Origin of the sequence: Marinobacter psychrophilus (assembly GCF_001043175.1) — a bacterium.
GTDB lineage: Bacteria > Pseudomonadota > Gammaproteobacteria > Pseudomonadales > Oleiphilaceae > Marinobacter > Marinobacter psychrophilus.
Map to the genome: position 1 here is coordinate 2,781,151 of NZ_CP011494.1, position 17,855 is coordinate 2,799,005.

Here is a 17,855-nt window from a genome sequence, read left to right on the forward strand (position 1 = left end):
CTCTTTTCCAGATTAGCCGGAATCGCGTTTAACCAGAATCACGTTCAAAAAGCGCGATGGATTCCACATGAGTAGTATGCGGGAACATATCCATGACACCCGCTTGCACCAAGCGGTAGCCGTTACGCACCATAACGCCCGCATCTCGCGCCAAGGTGGCCGGGTTGCAAGACACATACACAATACGGCTAGCGTTAAAGGCGGTTAAGTACTGGCAAATGTCTTCGGCGCCGGAGCGCGGCGGGTCAATCAGGATTTTGTCGAAACCCTCTTTGGCCCAGCTCTGGCCAGTAAAATCGCCGTGCAAGTCGGCACCAAAAAAAGTCACATTATCCAGGCCGTTCAGCGCGGCGTTCTCGCGGCCGCGCTCAACCATGGCGTCGTCGCCTTCAACACCGACCACCTGGCCACCACTGCGAGCCAGCGGCAGGGTAAAATTACCCAAGCCGCAAAAAAGATCCAAGACTCGCTCACCGGGCTGCACATCCAGCCAGTCGATGGCGCGCTTAACCATTACCTGGTTGATGCTGGCATTCACCTGGGTGAAATCCATTGGGTGAAACGCCAGGGTCAAATCAAATTCCGGCAAGCTGTAACTTAAACGTTCATCCTGGCGACCGGCAGATTTCGGCCAAATACGGTGAACCGTGTCCGGGCCTTTAGGTTGCAAATAGATGTGCAGATCGTGGTTTTGACCAAACACAATCAGCTTGCTGCGGTCACCGTCGCTCAAGTCCTCCATATTACGGAACACCATCACGGCCACATCATCACCGCAGGCAACCTCTACCTGGGGAATGCGGTCAAAAGCATCCATGCCGTGCAGCAATTCGCGCAGCGGCATAATGCGTTCACCAATACGTGGGTCCAGCACCAGGCAGCGGTCAATATCCGTCAGGAAATTACTACTCTTTTCGCGGAAGCCAACCAGCACTGAGTCACGTGCTGTTACGAAACGCACACCCAGCCGCGCTTTGCGGCGGTAACCCAAGGTGTCAGCGCGCAGTGGTTTAACCCACTGTTCGGGCTCGGTACCACCAAAATGGGTAAAGTGCTCTTTCAGAGTGTTTTCCTTGAACGCAATCTGCGCTTCTGCACTCATGTGCTGCAGGCTGCAGCCACCGCACACGGCGGCAAAGTCGCAGGGCGGAACCTGGCGGTCGGGAGCCGCGTTGAGTACCTCAAGGGTACGCAATTCGTCAAATTTGCTGCGACTGCCAACCATCTTCGCCAACACTGTTTCGCCTGGCAGCGCGCCACTGACAAATTGGACCTTACCCTCGTTACGGGCAATACCACGGCCATCATGGCCGAGCTTTTCGACCTCGCAGCGCACAGGCTCCTGGGGCAACACTTTTCTGCGTCTTCTACTCATCAATTCTTCTCTTTTTTAATCAGACTCAAGCGCCAGGAAATACGCCGGTAGACAGGTAGCGGTCACCACGGTCACAGATAATGCCCACGATGACGGCGTTTTCAAGCGTTTGGGAAAGTCGCAGCGCCGCAGCGATGGAACCGCCAGACGATACGCCGCAAAAAATACCTTCTTTTTCGGCCAGCGCACGCATCATGGTTTCTGCCTCGACCTGACCAATATCCATTACCTGATCAACCGCCTTGGCATCAAAAATTTTAGGCATGTAGGCTTCTGGCCAACGCCGAATACCCGGTATGGCCGCGCCATCACTGGGTTGTAGACCAACAATGCGGACGTCAGGGTTGCGTTCCTTCAAATAACGGGACACGCCCATAATCGTACCCGTGGTGCCCATCGAGGCCACGAAGTGGGTTACCCGGCCATTGGTCTGCTGCCAGATTTCAGGGCCGGTGGTGCGGTAGTGCGCCAGTGGGTTGTCAGCATTGGCAAACTGATCCAAAACCTTGCCTTTGCCGCCGGCCTGCATGCGTTCGGCCAGATCGCGGGCGCCTTCCATACCGTCTTCCTTGCTCACAGCAATAATTTCAGCGCCATAAGCGCGCATGGACGCGCGCCTCTCTTCGCTCATATTGGAGGGCATAATCAACACCATGCGGTAACCCTTTATCGCCGCCGCCATAGCCAAGGCAATACCGGTATTACCGCTGGTAGCTTCAATCAGAGTATCACCGGGCTTGATGTCGCCGCGGATTTCGGCTTGTTGGATCATGCTGATCGCGGGTCGATCTTTGACCGATCCAGCCGGATTATTACCTTCCAGTTTGGCAAGGATGACATTACTGGTATCGCCTGGCAGGCGCTGCAGGCGAACCAGGGGGGTTTTACCAACATAATCTTCAATGGTTGGAAAGTACATAATGAGTCCCTGTGGTACACTTTTAGTGTTAAATCATACGCTTTATAGCGACTCCAGCCCAATACAGCTTATTGCTATCGCAAGAGCCTGGCGCTATCGCTACGAATTAGGTTACCTGCTGCCGGCAACAACACCCGTCGGGCGCAAATACCGAACCAACAGACTTATGCCCGTAGTCAGCGGGCAAAATGCCATTTTCAGGGATTGTTTATGGGGCGCTGGGGTTTTGCCAACCGGAGTATTCGTCACTGGGGCATTCGCAACAAGGTACTGATGGCCACACTGGGACCCACACTGGCTACCACTTTATTACTGGGCCTGTTTTTCAGTTCAAGTTGGGTTGACCAGATTGAAAGCCTGCTTCGGGACCGCGGCGAAGCCTTGTCGCGGCAACTCGCGGCGGGCTCAGAATACGGCCTGTTTACGGCCAACCAGCACTTATTAGCCAGCCTTTCCAACGCGTTGCTGCAAGAGCAAGATGTACGCTCCATCAGCTTTTTCGACAGCGCCGGCGAACGTATTTTGCACACCGGCCCCGACACCCATAAACACGATATCGGCGAGCAACTGCAGGATCAGGTCGCGCAGCAGCTGCCGTACCCGCAGAGCACTCTTTTCATTACGTCGGTTACCCTGCAGGGCCTGATGATAGAGAATTTGCTCAGCGGCAAGGCTGAGGTGCCCAGTGCCCAACAAACTCTAGGCTGGGTAGCGGTGGAAATGTCCCATATCCGCACCGAAAAAGAAACCTACAAAGCGTTGCTGATTTCCCTGCTGTTAGTCCTTTCCGGTGTGGTGTTCAGCATGCTGGTGTCGCTGCGCCTGAGCCGGGCTTTCACCAGTCCTGTTTATAAGCTTAATAAAGCCGTTGCCGAGCTTAAAGAAGGCAAATTGGAAACCCGGGTTTGTACTCAAGCTGGACCCGAGTTTGAACAGCTTGAGTCTGGCCTGAACGCCATGGCAGCTGCCTTGAGCATGGCCCAGGCTGACATGCAGCAAAATGTGGACCAGGCCACCGAAGACCTGAGGGGAACGCTGGAAACTATTGAAGTCCAAAATATTGAACTGGATTTTGCGCGTAAGGAAGCGCTCGAAGCGAGCCGCATAAAATCGGAATTTCTGGCCAATATGTCCCACGAAATCCGGACTCCACTCAACGGTATCATCGGATTCACCGAACTGCTGTTAAAAGGCTCTCTGGCCCGCCAGCAAAGAGATCACCTGAACACCATTCGCAAGTCATCGGAAGTTCTGCTGAGCATCATCAACGACATTCTCGACTTTTCCAAAATCGAAGCCGGCAAGCTAACGTTTGACCGAGTACCGTTCCAGCTGCGGGACATTGTGGAAGAAGTCATGGTGATGCTTGCGCCGACAGCGCACGACAAAAACCTGGACCTGGTGACTCTGGTTTACAACGATGTGCCCAACAACCTGATGGGCGACCCATTAAGGTTGAAACAGATTATTACCAATTTGCTCAACAACGCCATCAAGTTTACCCACACCGGCGAAGTCGTCCTGCGTGCCAGCCTAGAAGAAGAGGACGCCAGTAATGGCTCCGTTACCCTGCGTATCAGCGTAGCGGATACAGGTATGGGACTGTCACGTGCACAACAGCGATCATTGTTCGATGCGTTTAGCCAGGCCGACGCATCAACCGCACGGCAATATGGTGGTACCGGGCTCGGGCTGGCTATATCCAAACGCCTGACAGAAGAAATGGGCGGCAAGATCGGCCTGGAAAGCGAGCTGGGAAAAGGCTCTACATTCTGGTTCACCCTGACCAGCACGCGGGCCAGCCAAAACGATAGCGACAGCCCCCGTAACGGCCTGCGCGGTGAACGCATAATTTACCTGGAGCAACAAAAAACTACTGGCCTGGCGATGGAGCACCTGTTGCGGAACTGGGGCGTTACCGTAGAGCGGGTTAGCTCTCCTGGCGCCATGCAAGAGCGCATCGAACAGACGCAACAAGAACAGACCGGCTTTGCCGTCGCGCTGATTGGTATTAATCGCCATCTACTCAATTCCAACCGATATCGCAGTCTGGTACACAGTATTGAGGTTGACCGCGATTGTCGCACTCTGTTGCTCACGCCAACCATGGAGAGCCACGACACACCCCTGGTAGCCAATGTTAGCAGCCACCTAACCAAACCCGTCTTGCGCGCGGAGCTCTACAATGAACTGACGTTACTGGTGCACGGCATCAACGCTAACGACCACACGGCTGATCGCGGTTACGGTCTGGCAACACCACAGCCGGAACCCGACAGAGAAAGCCTCAACCCCTGGGTTCTGGCAGTAGACGACAATAAAGCCAACCTTAAACTGGTACTGACCCTGCTACAGGATGCGGGCGTAAACACGGTAGGCGCCGCAAGTGGCTTTGAAGCATTGACAAAGGCCCGCTGCCGTCAATTCGATTTGGTATTTATGGACCTGCAGATGCCAGGTATGGACGGCGTGGCTACCACCCAAAGGCTAAGGCAGCTGGAAACCGCCGGCTGCCAGCGTGCCGCCATTATTGCACTGACCGCGCACGCTATGAGTGACGAGCGAGGCCGATTGGCTCGACAGGGATTCGACGGCTACATGACCAAGCCGGTCAGCAGCCGCCAACTGCTGGACGCCGTTCAGCAGCACACAGGATTGATATGTTACGACGACGCCGAAGACGGCGGTCGAGCTAACGAAATGCGCGATAGTCGCAGAGCACTGCGACCGTCGAGTCGAAGCATGACTAGGGAAATCATCAGTATTGAGGAAAGCCTGCGTTTGGCAGCCGGCAAACCAGACCTGGCCGAAGAATTGTTCAGCATGCTGCTGGAACAGATAACACCCACCGTTGAGACCATTGAGCATCATTGGCGCGGTGGCAACAGACTGGAACTGCTGGAGTGCGTGCACAAACTACACGGTGGCGCCCGCTACTGCGGCGTACCGGAAGTTCGAGCCGCTGCCAATCAACTGGAGACCGCGTTGAAAACGGCTGACAGCGATATTGATACCCTGACCGATCAGCTGTTAAAAGCATTAAAGCGGCTTTTGGACTGGGGCGACAACACCCATTGGCAGTTACTTTTCAGACAACACAGCAGCCATTTGCATTTTTAAAGCCGACGCACTCCTAACGCTGGCAAGCGTGATCAATCAGTGTTTTCATGTCCCGCACTGCTTCTTTCAAACCAGTGAAGACCGCTCGGGCGATAATAGCGTGGCCGATATTCAACTCATTTATCCCTGCAATCGCTGCTACCCGCTCGGTGTTGTGATAATTCAGACCGTGACCTGCGTTAACTATCAAACCCTTCTTGCGAGCGTAGGTGACCGCTTCCACCAATACTTTGAAAGCCGCGTCCGCAGATGCACCGCTGGCATCGGCGTACTCGCCGGTGTGCAATTCAATCACCGGCGCGCCACAGCGCACGGCGGCATCAATCTGAGTTTTATTCGGGTCGATAAACAGGGATACTTCCGCACCTATGGCCGCAAGGCGTTCGCAGGCTCTGGCGATGCGGCTTTCCTGGCCATCAACGTCCAAACCACCCTCGGTGGTCAATTCTTCGCGCTTTTCGGGCACCAGGCACACACAGGCCGGGCGGATTTGTTCGGCAAAATCCAGCATGGCGTCGGTAACCGCCATTTCAAGGTTCATTTTGGTCTGCAAGGTATCGCGTAACAGCAGCACGTCACGGTCTTGAATGTGACGGCGATCTTCCCGCGGGTGAATGGTTATGCCGTCGGCGCCGGCTTCTTCCGCCAGCAATGCCGCCTGAACCGGATCGGGATACCGGGTGCCGCGGACCTGACGCAACGTGGCCACGTGATCAATATTCACACCAAGCAATACTCTGGAGTTCATTTTACTGCCCTTGGCTGGATAAAAAGTTGGCGGCTGTGCAACGGTCGCCCCTGTAATAAATAGTCTACCAGCGCACGCATCACCCGCTTGGCGCTGCGGCGCGCTTCAATGTTACTGTAATCATTGGCCGCAAGCGCAAGTAGCGCATCGCCGCAAAGTTTTTTTACCCGCACATCGGCACCCGGGCGCTCAATAATGCCCTGCTGCGGATGATATCCGTAAAACCTTCCCGATTGGACCTGCGCACCGCTATCGGTGGCCAAGTCCCAGGCAAAATCGTACCCCAGGGCCAGCGCCAGACTGCGTTCGAAACGCCGCAGCACGGGTTCCAGTTCAGCAGCAGCAGCCAGCTCAGCCATGGCATCAAGATAAGCAGCAAATAACAACGGATAAGGGTCCGCTGCGGGCAGAATACGCTGAAGCAATTCATTCAGATAAAAACCGCTGAACAATGCTTGCGATTGCCCTAGAACCGGCGCTTGGCGAACGTCTGCTTGAGTTAGGGTTTTCAGGTCCCCGCGACCGACCCAATCCAGTAATAGCGGCTGGAAAGGTTGCAACTGGGCTTTAAGCGGACCTTTGCTGGTGCTGGCGCCGCGAGCAATCAAATCAACACGGCCATAATTCAAGGTAAAAACATCTACCTGCAAGCTGGTTTCACGCCAAGGCCGGCGATGAATCACATAGCCCGGTTCCTGAATGACCTTGCCCCTCATACAACAAGCACCTTAGCCCTCATGGCAGACTCAGAAGTCGTTCATGCCAAGGCTTTTTAAAGCCCGTTCGCTGTCGGCCCAGCCGCGTTTGACCTTCACCCAAAGCCGCAGCATAACTTTGTTGTCGAACATGCGTTCCATATCGATCCGGGCATCCTGGCCAATGCTGCGCAGGCGGTCGCCCTTGTCCCCAATGATGATTTTCTTCTGACCTTCACGCTCCACCAGTATCACGGCCGACACGTGCAAGGTTTTACCATCATGTTTGAACTCTTCAATTTCCACCGCCACCGAATATGGCAACTCTGCACCTAGCTGGCGGGTGATTTTTTCACGCACCATTTCCGAGGCCATAAAGCGCTCGCTGCGGTCGGTAATCTGGTCGTCCGGGTAAAAGTGCACACTCTGCGGCAGGAAGCGGCCCACACACTCTTCAAGCGGTAGCAGATTCGTCTGGCGCAGCGCCGAGACGGGAATCATTTCGGCGAAATCGCGCTTGCGCGACAGCATGTCCAAATGTGGCAGCAGGGTTTCCCGCTTTTCAATCTTGTCGACCTTGTTGATCGCCAGAATCACCGGGCATTTCAAGCTAGAAAGTTTCTCCAACACTAGTTCATCGGCGGTGGTCCAGGCCAGCTGGTCAAGCACAAATACCACCACGTCGACACCTTTCAAGGCCGAGGTAGCAGCCTTGTTCATGTATCGGTTTATCGCCCGTGGTTCTTCTTCATGCATACCCGGTGTATCGACATACACAGCCTGCACCGGGCCAATGGTTTTTATACCCAAAACCTGGTGACGGGTGGTTTGCGGCTTGCGCGAGGTAATACTGAGCTTCTGGCCCAGTATGTGATTCATCAGGGTAGACTTGCCCACATTGGGGCGCCCTACGATAGCCACAAAGCCACAACGGCTGTCGGGGTCTTGCGGGCGGGTTGTATCCGTCATCAGTCGTTCTCCACACCCAGTTCTTTCAGGGCATTACGGGCGGCTTGCTGTTCGGCTATGCGGCGACTGTTGCCGCTACCTGTGGTTTTGCGCCCTAATGAGGACAGCGCGCAGGATATGTGAAATGTCTGATTGTGGGCTTCACCGTCAACCGCCTGAACGTCATAAATCGGCAGCGGAAACTGGCGCGACTGAAGATATTCCTGCAGGCGGGTTTTCGGATCTTTCTGAGTATCCTGCAAGTCCAGATTCTGCAGGCGCAAATCAAACCAACGTAATATTTGAGCTTGACAGGTAACAAAATCACTGTCCAGATAGATAGCGCCGATGACGGCCTCTACCGCATCCGCCAGTATAGATTCACGGCGATAGCCGCCGCTTTTGAGCTCACCTGAACCCAAACGTAGATAAGAGCCTAAATCAAACTCCCGCCCAATTTCCGCCAGAGTTACGCCCTTGACCATGCGCGCCCGCAAACGGCTTAGCTGCCCTTCACGGGCTTTGGGGAAGCGTTTGAACAAATGCTCGGCAATCACCATGTTTACAATGGAGTCACCCAGAAACTCAAGGCGTTCATTGTTCTGATTACCAAAACTGCGGTGGGTCAGAGCCAGCAGCAAACGTTCCTGGGATTTGAACTGATAACCGATACGGCGCTGTAAGGGCTCAAGGTCGGGCTGAACGCTCATTGGCCACTCATGTCATAAACGTGCTTGAAGTGCATCACGGCATCTATGTTACTAATGACCGGCGAGCGCACTTCATAGTCCACCGCAATCAGCACCCGGTCACCGTCTTTGTCAACGGTAATACTCTCGGCGCTAAGGGTGCGAACGTTGTTCACACTCAAGCGCTTATTAATCAGTGAACGCACTTCGGCCGGCCCCATTGCTGACAATCCTTTGGTACCGTCCAAGCCTTCGAGTGCTTCCTGAATGGTGTAATCATCTGCGTACGCTGGTCCAAGTTTCAGCAACAGGGTCAGCAGGCTGCCAAAAAACAGAACCATGACCAGCATGACCAAACCGGATGCGCCGCGCTGCGTGTTTATATTTGACCCATTGTTGGTCATCCCCTGCATCCTCATTAGGTTGCCCATTATTCTATGCCCCCCACCCGACGAAACGATGGCAAGCTGGCCAGCGATTCCCAGTGCATCCAGATAGCAAAGGCCTTGCCGACAACAAGGTCGTCTGGAACCGTGCCCCAGTAGCGGCTGTCATTACTGTTGTCACGGTTGTCACCCATTACAAAATAGTAGCCTTCGGGTACTTGCCATTCGCCTTCACCGCCGGTACCCAGGCGGCCCTTGGTCAGAAAGATATCATGTTCCACCCCACCTAGCTGCTCGCGCCTGTATTCATTGGGCGGCAGACGCGCCACAAATCGCGATTCCACTTTTTCACCGTTTATGAACAAAGTTTTATCACGGTAGCGAATCTGGTCACCGGGCAACCCAACCACTCGTTTTATGTAGTTGGTTTTACGGTCTTCAGGGTAGCGAAATACCATGACATCACCGCGGCCTGGATCGTCGATGCTGACCACTTTTGAGCCCAGAACCGGCAGCCGAAGGCCATAAGCAAACTTGTTAACCAAAATGAAATCGCCCACCTCCAGGGTAGGCAACATAGAGCCGGAGGGAATCTGGAATGGCTCTACCAGAAACGAACGCAGAACCAACACAATGGCCAATACCGGAAAAAACGAACGGCTCAGTTCGACGAGATAAGGCTCTGTTATGGCAGAGTCTTTCTCCGGGGCTACGGCACTGGCTTTAACGGCGCGGCGCGGGCGTAAAAATAGTTTGTCGGCGAGCCAGACCAAACCCGTTGCAAAGGTCAGGATGACCAAAATCAGCGGAAAATCGATATCCATTCAGATGCCTACTTATAAGATGCCTGTTTATCAGGTGCCCGTTTATCAGACGCCCATTTTTTTCGATTTTCTAGTTGTCGATTTTCAATACCGCTAGAAACGCGTCTTGGGGCACTTCCACATTACCCACTTGCTTCATGCGTTTTTTACCGTCTTTCTGCTTTTGCAGCAGTTTCTTTTTGCGACTGACATCGCCGCCGTAACATTTGGCGGTCACGTTCTTACGCAAGGCTTTCACCGTCACTCGCGACACGACTTGGTTGCCAATAGCCGCCTGAATGGCAATATCAAACATCTGCCGCGGAATCAGCTCTTTCATTTTTTCCACCAGTTGACGGCCCTTGTGATTCGCCAATTCACGGTGAACAATCAAAGCCAGAGCATCCACTCGCTCACCGTTGATCAGCACGTCCAGACGCACGAGATTAGCGGCCTGAAACCGAATGAAGTGGTAATCCAGTGAAGCGAAGCCTCGGCTGACAGATTTTAGCCGGTCGAAAAAGTCGAGAACCACTTCCGCCATGGGCAGTTCGTAGGAGAGCTGCACCTGCCTGGTAGTAAAGTGCATACTTTTTTGTACGCCGCGTTTTTGCTCGCACAGGGCAATTACATTTCCCAAATGCTCTTGCGGCACCAAAATGTTGGCTTGCACAATGGGCTCACGCATTTCCTCAATTGAGCCAATATCCGGCAACTTTGAAGGGCTGTCTACCGATAGTGTCTCACCTCGTTTAGTGAGCACTTCATAAATAACCGTGGGCGCAGTGGTGACCAGATCAATATCGTACTCACGCTCCAGCCGCTCCTGAATAATTTCCATGTGCAGCATGCCGAGGAAACCACAGCGGAAACCAAAGCCCAAAGCATCAGAGCTTTCCGGCTCGAAAAATAAGGACGCGTCATTCAGCGTCAACTTATCCAGAGCATCACGGAAATCGTTGTAATCGTCGGAACTGACCGGAAATAGACCGGCGTATACCTGCGGCTGAATTTTTTTAAAGCCGGGCAGTCTGGGGGTCTCGTCGGCAAACTTGTGATGCACGATGGTATCGCCTACCGGCGCACCGTGAATGGCTTTGATACCAGCGACCACAAAACCTACATCACCCGCTTCCAAAATATTGGTGTCGTAGGGCTTTGGCTTAAAAATACCCACTTTGTCTGCATTCCAGGCCTTGCCCGTCGACTTGATAACAATTTTTTCGCCCTTTCTGAGTACGCCCTGAGTCACTCGCACCAGCGACACAACGCCCAGATAATTGTCAAACCAGGAGTCGATAATCAAGGCTTGTAGCGGCGCCGAACGATCACCGGTTGGCGGTGGAATTTTCTGGATCAGATCTTCGAGCACATCTTCCACACCCATGCCACTTTTTGCCGAGCAGCGCACAGCGCTGCTGGCATCTATGCCGATGATGTCTTCGATCTCGGCCGCCACCCGCTCCGGTTCTGCCTGCGGCAAGTCCATCTTGTTCAGCACTGGCACCACTTCCAGACCCTGTTCAATAGCGGTATAGCAGTTGGCCACCGACTGAGCTTCAACGCCCTGCCCGGCATCCACCACCAGCAGCGCGCCTTCGCAAGCATAGAGTGAACGTGACACTTCGTAGGAAAAGTCTACGTGTCCTGGCGTATCAATAAAGTTGAGTTTGTAAACCTGGCCGTCACGAGCGGTGTAATTCAGGGTCACGCACTGCGCTTTAATAGTAATACCCCGTTCACGCTCAATGTCCATGGAGTCGAGTACCTGCTCCGCCATTTCTCTGGAGGTCAGGCCACCGCAGGTCTGGATAAACCGGTCTGCGAGTGTGGATTTGCCATGGTCAATGTGGGCAATAATAGAAAAGTTACGGATTCGGCTCAGTTCAGTCACAGACAATTAATACTCGTATAAGACACAGGATTGAGCCCGGGAAGGGCCGCTGCCACATGCAGCAGCGGAAAGATTTTACAGTTTACCGGCCGCCATTGCCATTGCTGTCGGCGACCGGGTTTGAAGAGGCATTAAGGTTTCATGACCAAATAGAGCGCACGACCCTGGCGCACTATGCGCACTGGCACGGCGCGATCGGCAGCCAGATTGCCGGCGATGTTGCGGAAGTCCGCCACCGACGTCACCGCTTTGCGATCGATTTCTGTGATCACGTCATTGGGGCGTATGCCTGCGTCGAAAGCAGGGCCACCCTGAACATCAGCCACTAATACGCCGACACTGATGCCCTGAGCGTCGGTCATGCTCGCCGGCAGCGGCTCAACGCTCAGACCAAACAACGACAAAGAACTGTCGGCGGGGGTTGCGGGACTCTGCGTCTGGGCGCCACGTTCATCTGGCAGCTGACCAATTTTCACATCAATAGACATTTCATTTCCCCCACGCAACACCGTCAGCCGCGCTAACTCACCAATCGGCGTGCGCCCGACCATCGGCGGCAGCTCAGATGACAGCTGCAATTCTTCACCGTCATAAGCCAGTACAATATCACCGGACTGCAAGCCAGCAGCCTCTGCTGGTGAACCGCCAAGCACTTCGGCAACCAGCGCGCCGCGCGGACGCTTTAAGCCAAAACTCTCGGCCAGATCACGGTTTACTTCTTGAATGAGCACGCCCAACCAACCGCGGGATACACTGCCATTGTCGCGAATCTGACGGAATACGCTCATGGCGTCATCGATGGGAATGGCGAAAGACACCCCCATAAAACCACCGGAACGAGTATAAATCTGGGAATTGATGCCAATCACATCGCCGTCCATGTTGAACAACGGCCCACCGGAATTACCGGGATTAATAGCAACATCGGTCTGAATGAACGGCACGTAATTTTCGCTAGGCAAGGAGCGGCCAAGAGCGCTGACGATGCCGGCGGTGACGGTATAGTCAAAACCGAAGGGTGATCCGATGGCAAAAACCCACTCGCCCACTTTTAAATCTTTCGACTTGCCCACCTGAACCACAGGCAGATCGTCACCGGTTTCAATTTTCAACACGGCCATATCAGAGCGCGGATCCGTGCCAATCAGGCGTGCCGGCAGCTCACGGCGGTCATTCAAGCGCACAATAATTTCGTCAGCGCCCTCCACTACGTGATTGTTAGTCAGCACGTAGCCATCGCGGGACACGATAAAACCAGAGCCCATAGACTGGCGCGGCTGAGCGCGACCACCTTGGGAATTACCCGAGCCAGGACCCCGAAAAAAATCCTGAAAAAATTCTGGCATCTGCTCCAACTGGCGTTCATCAAAAGGCAGATTCTGGAGCCGGCTTGTACTCTCCGGCGCTGCCGAAGTAGTGCTGATATTCACTACCGCTCCGGCATTGTCTTCCACCAACTCGGTAAAATCAGGCAGACCACGGGCTTGGGCGGCTTGGCTCCATACCAGAAGTATCATCAGAACAGTGGCCAGCAGCGCCGCCCACATCGAAGTCACAAGGTTGGTGGACTGTCTGGCGGCCACAACCGGAGGTGTTTTTGGCATCGAGCAACTCCCGTAATAAGTTCTATGCTGACCTAAACAGCCAGCGAACAGTGATAGCAAGGTAATGAGTGAGGGCGAAGCCCGCGATTTCAATATACGAGCGCTGGAAGAAATTATAACGCTTGGGCAGGGGCGTGCTTATTAACCTTCATTAAGTGTGGCTGATAATCGCCAGGCATATGGCGCTGCCAGCGCCTTGCTATGAAAAAGCCGGCACCCAGGCCAAGGCCAGCGGCCAGAATAGCAACGCCGTCGCTGCCCGGCACCAGCTGGTTTGCCGCTATGCTCGCGACGACCATTAACAGCAGCGGTAACGCATACACCAATAGCGACGCCTGCAATAACGCCTGTTCCGCAATACCCAGAGTTACATCGTCGCCCACACCTGCGTGCAGAGTGTTCAAAACTTGCACCTGATTGGCCCGACCACCACTGGCGGCTGCCAGCACACGCTGACCACAGCCACTGCGGGCGGAGCAACTCTGGCACGCACTCTGGCGAATGGTTTGCACCCATACGGTGTTGCCAGATACCGCGACCACCCGACCGCTTTCGGTGATCATCGGCTCGCGCCCTGACGCTCGATCAGGCTTGAAGTACCGTTATCGACATTAGCACTATCGCCGCTAGAGCTATCAACCGTAGCGCCGTCAAAACGCACCGACTCTGCCACTTTGCGGGCGGTAATCGGGGGCACTTCGCCGACCACCGAAATCAACACTTGGCGACCGTCAGACTGCACCGGCCGCAAATACACCGTGGTAGCACCAATACGCGATGCACCTGTCGGCATATCGAGGCTGGCAATGTCTTCAACAAACACCGAAAAAGCCGCCAAACCATCACTGAAGGCGATCACCTGGCGTTTATCCGATCGCGGCGTCGCCGCAGGCTCAAAACCCGCGGGCAGCCAATCCAGCGACCAACCTTGCAGACGAGTCACCAGCTCGGTCGCCGGACTGCCAGATTCAAGGCTAAAAGTACTGGTCTGATGCTTATTAGCCGTCGCTATCTGCAGCTCGCTATCGGCAATATCATCGGTAATATCGAGGCTGGTGAACTGGAAATGCTCGAGGATCTGGTCGTCAGCGTTACGGGTTTGGCTTTTTACCAGCAAACCGGTGTCTTTTTCCAGCCACAAGCGATAGCTATAGCGGTAAGGATCGTTAGCGTTCAAGGCAATTTTTACCACGGCGTAGCCTGCTACGCGGCCCTCTCCCAGCATTTGCGCCTGGTACCAGAGCGTTGCAGGCAATAGCTGATCGCTAAACGAATCAGCCAGTGGGCCAGAGGGAATAATAGAATCTAATGTAACGGTATCTCGGGCTGGCAACACGCAAACAACCTCCATGTCACGACGTACAATTTCGCCGCTGCCGCCGTCCTGAATAACAAGTCTTTCCTCAACCATACTGCCGTTGTAGCGATGGGCCACTTGCATGGAGTGCACCTGCTGACCGCGGCCATACACAAAAACACCTCGGTATGAGGTCATGTTCATCGCCGGACCCAAGCGCTGCAACCACTGGACCGCTTCTGCGCTATTCGCCGTTTGAGGCTGCGCCTCGGTCGCCCGTGTCGCCGCCGGCATCCACAAACCCATAACCGCAAGGGCCAGGAAAAAACGCAACCATACTTTGCCTGCCTGCCCGTTCACGGTTTAATAACCCCCTGCATCAACGCTGACCAGACGCGCATAGCCCACTGATCCCCGACCGGCACCCACACTGTTATGTTGGGCGTGTTCCAGCAGATAACGGTGAATTTGCTGCCGCTGCCTGTCATCGAGGCTCTGCAGCGATACTTCGCTGACCGTTGCAGCCGAGCTTGGTTCCACTAAGGTCTGTGCCGCAATCAGCTCTGGATCAGCGGCGCTTTGCCAGCCCGAACCCGCGCCAAAACCCACCACCAACGCCATCGCAATCATGGCCACCGCGGGCCAGTGCCAACGCTGACGACTTATTAACTCTGTCGCATTGCGTTTTGACGCAGGTACCTCGCCGTCAAGGCGCTGCCAAACACCGGCACTCACATCTGCGGCCGGCGATACTGGGTCTGCTGCAGTGCCCGAGCCATGCATCAGATCGTGAATCTGTTGCCAGCGCTGCCACTGACCGCGCACTTCATCCTGGTCGGAAAACGACAGCAAACGCCGCACAGCGAGTTCGTCTGCTTCGTCGTCCATCATGGCCGACAGGGTTTCTCTGAGACGATCATCCATGGGACGCAACCTCAATTGCTTGCAGAATGGTTGAGCAAGGGGCCCAGATGGCGGTCTACCGCATCCCGGGCCCGAAAAATACGGGAACGCACTGTGCCAATCGGGCATTCCAGTATGCGGGCAATGTCTTCGTAACTCAGGCCATCATATTCTCGTAGCAAGAACGCCGAACGCAGTTCTTCCGGCAGTGCGTCTATGGCTCTATTCAAGGCCCGCTGCAACTGGTCGCGCTGCAGCAGCTTCTCTGGCGAGGCAATATCTCGCAGGCGTTGACCATCGTCGTAGTTTTCTGCCTCCGCCGAATCCGCACTGCTTTGAGGGCGCCGACTGCGAGCTTCCAGATAGTTTTTGGCTGTATTAACCGCTATGCGGTAAAGCCAGGTGTAAAATGCGCTGTCGCCCCGAAAACGGTCTATAGCGCGAAAGGCTTTAACGAAAGTTTCTTGGGTAAGATCCATCACTTCGTGGCTATCGAATACATAACGACTAATGATAGAGGCTACTCGCGACTGGTATTTCAGCACCAGTAGATCAAATGCAGAGCGGTCGCCATTGCGTACCTTGCGCACCAACTGTAAATCGGTCTGGCTGTCGCCCGGTTCGGGGGCTGTCTGATCGATACTGGACGTCATGGACGGTTTGCCGGCACTCACTGGTTCGGTGGCCTGAGTTCTGGCCTGTTTAAGAATGGAATGCATCATATTGCTGCCCGGCGTCCATTTTTGGAGTTTTCGGGAAAAATGATCGCTTAAAACGACTTCCCGATTCTGGCAAATGGACAGCGAGCACAAAGTTTAGTTCAATACCCATCCACATTATGGCCTGTGATACTAACCCAATGCCACAATCCTTCGAGTTCGATGTACTGGTGATCGGCAGTGGCGCTGCCGGTTTGACGGTGGCTCTGAATTTGCCACCCCATTTACACGTCTGCGTCCTTAGCAAGGCCGCCATCAGCAGCGGCGCCACGCTTTGGGCCCAAGGCGGAATTGCAGCGGTTCTTGACGGGGAAGACTCCGTTGAAAACCACATTCAAGACACCCTGAACGCCGGAGCAGGCCTGTGCCATAAAGACGCCGTGAGCTTTACTGTAGAGCACAGCAAGGCCAGCATTGACTGGCTGGTTGATTCCGGTGTGGACTTCACTCGCGATAACAACGCCGCTTTTCACCTGACACGCGAGGGTGGCCACAGCCATCGCCGCATTATCCACGCTGCAGATGCTACTGGGCAGGCGGTATCTTCTACTTTGGTGGCTCAAGCCAAAGCACGAGCCAATATTACACTGATGTCTGGCCGGGTCGCGGTGGATCTGATCACCAACCGCAAACTATCGCTGCCTGGCAATCGCTGCGTGGGCGCTTACGTGCTGAATCTCGACGACAATCACGTCGAATTGATCCGTGCCCGCTTTACGGTCATTGCCACTGGAGGGGCCTCCAAGGCCTACCGCTACACCACCAATCCAGACGGTGCTTCTGGTGACGGCATTGCTATGGCATGGCGTGCGGGCTGCCGCGTCGCCAATATGGAATTCAACCAGTTTCACCCGACCTGCCTGTACCACCCGCTCGCCAAATCGTTTTTAATCAGCGAAGCTCTGCGCGGCGAAGGTGGGCATTTGAAGTTGCCGGACGGCAGCCGCTTTATGGACCGTTTCGACAGTCGTGCGGAACTGGCACCCAGAGACATTGTTGCCCGCGCGATCGATCACGAGATGAAACGCCTGGGCGCAGACCATTTGTATCTGGACATCAGCCACAAGCCGGCAGATTTTATAAAACATCACTTTCCGACCATTTACGAAACCTGCCTGACCTATGGCATTGATATCACCTGCGAGCCAATTCCAGTGGTGCCAGCTGCTCATTACACCTGCGGTGGCATCATGAGTGACCAACGCGCCAGAACCGACATCAACCAGCTTTACGTGGTCGGCGAAGCCGCTTTCACCGGCCTGCACGGTGCCAACCGCATGGCCAGCAACTCTCTGCTAGAATGCCTGGTGTATGGCCGCGCTGCAGCGGAAGACATTACCCGCCGAGAAGCAGACATACCGGCCGTGCCAGATGTTCCGGAGTGGGATGAAAGCCAGGTTCGCGATTCTGATGAAGACGTCGTTATTTCCCACAACTGGGACGAACTTCGCCACTTTATGTGGGACTATGTCGGCATAGTTCGCACCACGAAGCGCTTGCAGCGGGCCAAGCACCGGGTCGATTTGCTGTCTCGGGAAATCGGTGATTTTTACAGCAATTATCGGGTATCCAACGATTTGCTGGAGTTGCGCAATCTGGTTACCGTGGCAGACCTTATTATCTGTTCCGCGCTGCAACGGCATGAAAGCCGTGGCCTTCACTACACCCTGGATTATCCGGGACTGCAGGCGGAAGCCCGTGACACCCTATTGGTACCAACAACATACCGCACTTCGGAACCCTGACACTCCATAG

The 17,855-nt window shown here is 54.6% G+C and carries 16 protein-coding genes; 2 read left to right on the forward strand and 14 right to left on the reverse strand.

The window, feature by feature from the left end; all coding sequences use genetic code 11:
* Positions 1–28: 28 nt before the first annotated feature.
* Together rlmD and cysM are read right to left on the reverse strand one after the other, a co-directional pair.
* Positions 29–1,375, reverse strand: a complete 1,347-nt coding sequence (gene rlmD, locus ABA45_RS12485; RefSeq protein WP_084708342.1) for a 23S rRNA (uracil(1939)-C(5))-methyltransferase RlmD — start codon at positions 1,373–1,375, stop codon at positions 29–31.
* 25 nt (positions 1,376–1,400) lie between these two features.
* The gene (gene cysM, locus ABA45_RS12490; protein WP_048386586.1) at positions 1,401–2,294 is read right to left on the reverse strand and encodes a cysteine synthase CysM; all 894 of its coding nucleotides are present in this window, start codon (positions 2,292–2,294) and stop codon (positions 1,401–1,403) included.
* 240 nt (positions 2,295–2,534) lie between these two features.
* On the opposite strand from cysM, the gene ABA45_RS12495 reads away from it, so the two are divergent.
* A complete protein-coding gene (locus ABA45_RS12495; protein WP_048389045.1) occupies positions 2,535–5,414 on the forward strand; it encodes an ATP-binding protein in 2,880 nt (959 codons plus the stop codon).
* 13 nt (positions 5,415–5,427) lie between these two features.
* Here ABA45_RS12495 and pdxJ read toward each other — a convergent pair whose 3' ends face one another.
* The 12 genes from pdxJ to rpoE all read right to left on the reverse strand — a co-directional run bounded on the left by pdxJ (position 5,428) and on the right by rpoE (position 16,100).
* Positions 5,428–6,162, reverse strand: coding sequence for a pyridoxine 5'-phosphate synthase (gene pdxJ, locus ABA45_RS12500; protein WP_048386588.1), 735 nt, complete (start codon positions 6,160–6,162; stop codon positions 5,428–5,430).
* The gene (recO, locus tag ABA45_RS12505) at positions 6,159–6,878 is read right to left on the reverse strand and encodes a DNA repair protein RecO (RefSeq protein ID WP_048386591.1); all 720 of its coding nucleotides are present in this window, start codon (positions 6,876–6,878) and stop codon (positions 6,159–6,161) included. The genes pdxJ and recO overlap by 4 nt, the downstream gene beginning before the upstream one ends.
* Before the next feature lie 30 nt (positions 6,879–6,908).
* A complete protein-coding gene (gene era, locus ABA45_RS12510) occupies positions 6,909–7,826 on the reverse strand; it encodes a GTPase Era (RefSeq protein WP_014871936.1) in 918 nt (305 codons plus the stop codon).
* The gene (gene rnc / locus ABA45_RS12515; protein ID WP_048386593.1) at positions 7,826–8,515 is read right to left on the reverse strand and encodes a ribonuclease III; all 690 of its coding nucleotides are present in this window, start codon (positions 8,513–8,515) and stop codon (positions 7,826–7,828) included. The genes era and rnc overlap by 1 nt, the downstream gene beginning before the upstream one ends.
* Positions 8,512–8,898 (reverse strand): DUF4845 domain-containing protein, encoded by a 387-nt coding sequence (locus tag ABA45_RS12520; protein ID WP_048386595.1) that lies wholly within the window; start codon positions 8,896–8,898, stop codon positions 8,512–8,514. The genes rnc and ABA45_RS12520 overlap by 4 nt, the downstream gene beginning before the upstream one ends.
* Before the next feature lie 26 nt (positions 8,899–8,924).
* Positions 8,925–9,704: a signal peptidase I gene (gene lepB, locus ABA45_RS12525; RefSeq protein WP_048386597.1), complete on the reverse strand. Its 780-nt coding sequence runs from the start codon at positions 9,702–9,704 to the stop codon at positions 8,925–8,927.
* Between the two features lie 70 nt (positions 9,705–9,774).
* Positions 9,775–11,577 carry a translation elongation factor 4 gene (gene lepA / locus ABA45_RS12530; protein WP_048389047.1) on the reverse strand — a complete coding sequence of 601 codons (1,803 nt, stop codon included), beginning with the start codon at positions 11,575–11,577 and terminating at the stop codon, positions 9,775–9,777.
* 131 nt (positions 11,578–11,708) lie between these two features.
* Complete coding sequence (locus tag ABA45_RS12535) at positions 11,709–13,181, reverse strand: DegQ family serine endoprotease (protein WP_048386600.1); 1,473 nt, start codon at positions 13,179–13,181, stop codon at positions 11,709–11,711.
* A 113-nt stretch (positions 13,182–13,294) separates the two neighbouring features.
* The gene (locus tag ABA45_RS12540) at positions 13,295–13,744 is read right to left on the reverse strand and encodes a SoxR reducing system RseC family protein (RefSeq protein ID WP_048386602.1); all 450 of its coding nucleotides are present in this window, start codon (positions 13,742–13,744) and stop codon (positions 13,295–13,297) included.
* A complete protein-coding gene (locus tag ABA45_RS12545; RefSeq protein ID WP_053076222.1) occupies positions 13,741–14,811 on the reverse strand; it encodes a MucB/RseB C-terminal domain-containing protein in 1,071 nt (356 codons plus the stop codon). The genes ABA45_RS12540 and ABA45_RS12545 overlap by 4 nt, the downstream gene beginning before the upstream one ends.
* 30 nt (positions 14,812–14,841) lie before the next feature.
* Positions 14,842–15,402 (reverse strand): sigma-E factor negative regulatory protein, encoded by a 561-nt coding sequence (locus ABA45_RS12550; RefSeq protein ID WP_048386604.1) that lies wholly within the window; start codon positions 15,400–15,402, stop codon positions 14,842–14,844.
* A gap of 11 nt (positions 15,403–15,413) precedes the next feature.
* Entirely contained in the window at positions 15,414–16,100 is a 687-nt protein-coding gene (gene rpoE, locus ABA45_RS12555) for an RNA polymerase sigma factor RpoE (RefSeq protein ID WP_084708411.1), read from the reverse strand.
* Between the two features lie 140 nt (positions 16,101–16,240).
* Between rpoE and nadB the strand changes: the two genes are divergently transcribed.
* Entirely contained in the window at positions 16,241–17,845 is a 1,605-nt protein-coding gene (gene nadB, locus ABA45_RS12560) for an L-aspartate oxidase (protein WP_198146971.1), read from the forward strand.
* The last annotated feature ends 10 nt before the right edge of the window (positions 17,846–17,855 follow it).

Excerpts from the sequence above, each read along its gene's own strand:
- rlmD (WP_084708342.1), bottom strand. The coding sequence starts at position 1,375 with ATGAGTAGAAGACGCAGAAAAGTGTTGCCCCAGGAGCCTGTGCGCTGC.
- cysM (WP_048386586.1), bottom strand. The coding sequence starts at position 2,294 with ATGTACTTTCCAACCATTGAAGATTATGTTGGTAAAACCCCCCTGGTT.
- pdxJ (WP_048386588.1), bottom strand. The coding sequence starts at position 6,162 with ATGAACTCCAGAGTATTGCTTGGTGTGAATATTGATCACGTGGCCACG.
- recO (WP_048386591.1), bottom strand. The coding sequence starts at position 6,878 with ATGAGGGGCAAGGTCATTCAGGAACCGGGCTATGTGATTCATCGCCGG.
- era (WP_014871936.1), bottom strand. The coding sequence starts at position 7,826 with ATGACGGATACAACCCGCCCGCAAGACCCCGACAGCCGTTGTGGCTTT.
- rnc (WP_048386593.1), bottom strand. The coding sequence starts at position 8,515 with ATGAGCGTTCAGCCCGACCTTGAGCCCTTACAGCGCCGTATCGGTTAT.
- ABA45_RS12520 (WP_048386595.1), bottom strand. The coding sequence starts at position 8,898 with ATGACCAACAATGGGTCAAATATAAACACGCAGCGCGGCGCATCCGGT.
- lepB (WP_048386597.1), bottom strand. The coding sequence starts at position 9,704 with ATGGATATCGATTTTCCGCTGATTTTGGTCATCCTGACCTTTGCAACG.
- ABA45_RS12535 (WP_048386600.1), bottom strand. The coding sequence starts at position 13,181 with ATGCCAAAAACACCTCCGGTTGTGGCCGCCAGACAGTCCACCAACCTT.
- ABA45_RS12540 (WP_048386602.1), bottom strand. The coding sequence starts at position 13,744 with ATGATCACCGAAAGCGGTCGGGTGGTCGCGGTATCTGGCAACACCGTA.
- ABA45_RS12550 (WP_048386604.1), bottom strand. The coding sequence starts at position 15,402 with ATGGATGATCGTCTCAGAGAAACCCTGTCGGCCATGATGGACGACGAA.
- rpoE (WP_084708411.1), bottom strand. The coding sequence starts at position 16,100 with ATGCATTCCATTCTTAAACAGGCCAGAACTCAGGCCACCGAACCAGTG.
- nadB (WP_198146971.1), top strand. The coding sequence starts at position 16,241 with ATGCCACAATCCTTCGAGTTCGATGTACTGGTGATCGGCAGTGGCGCT.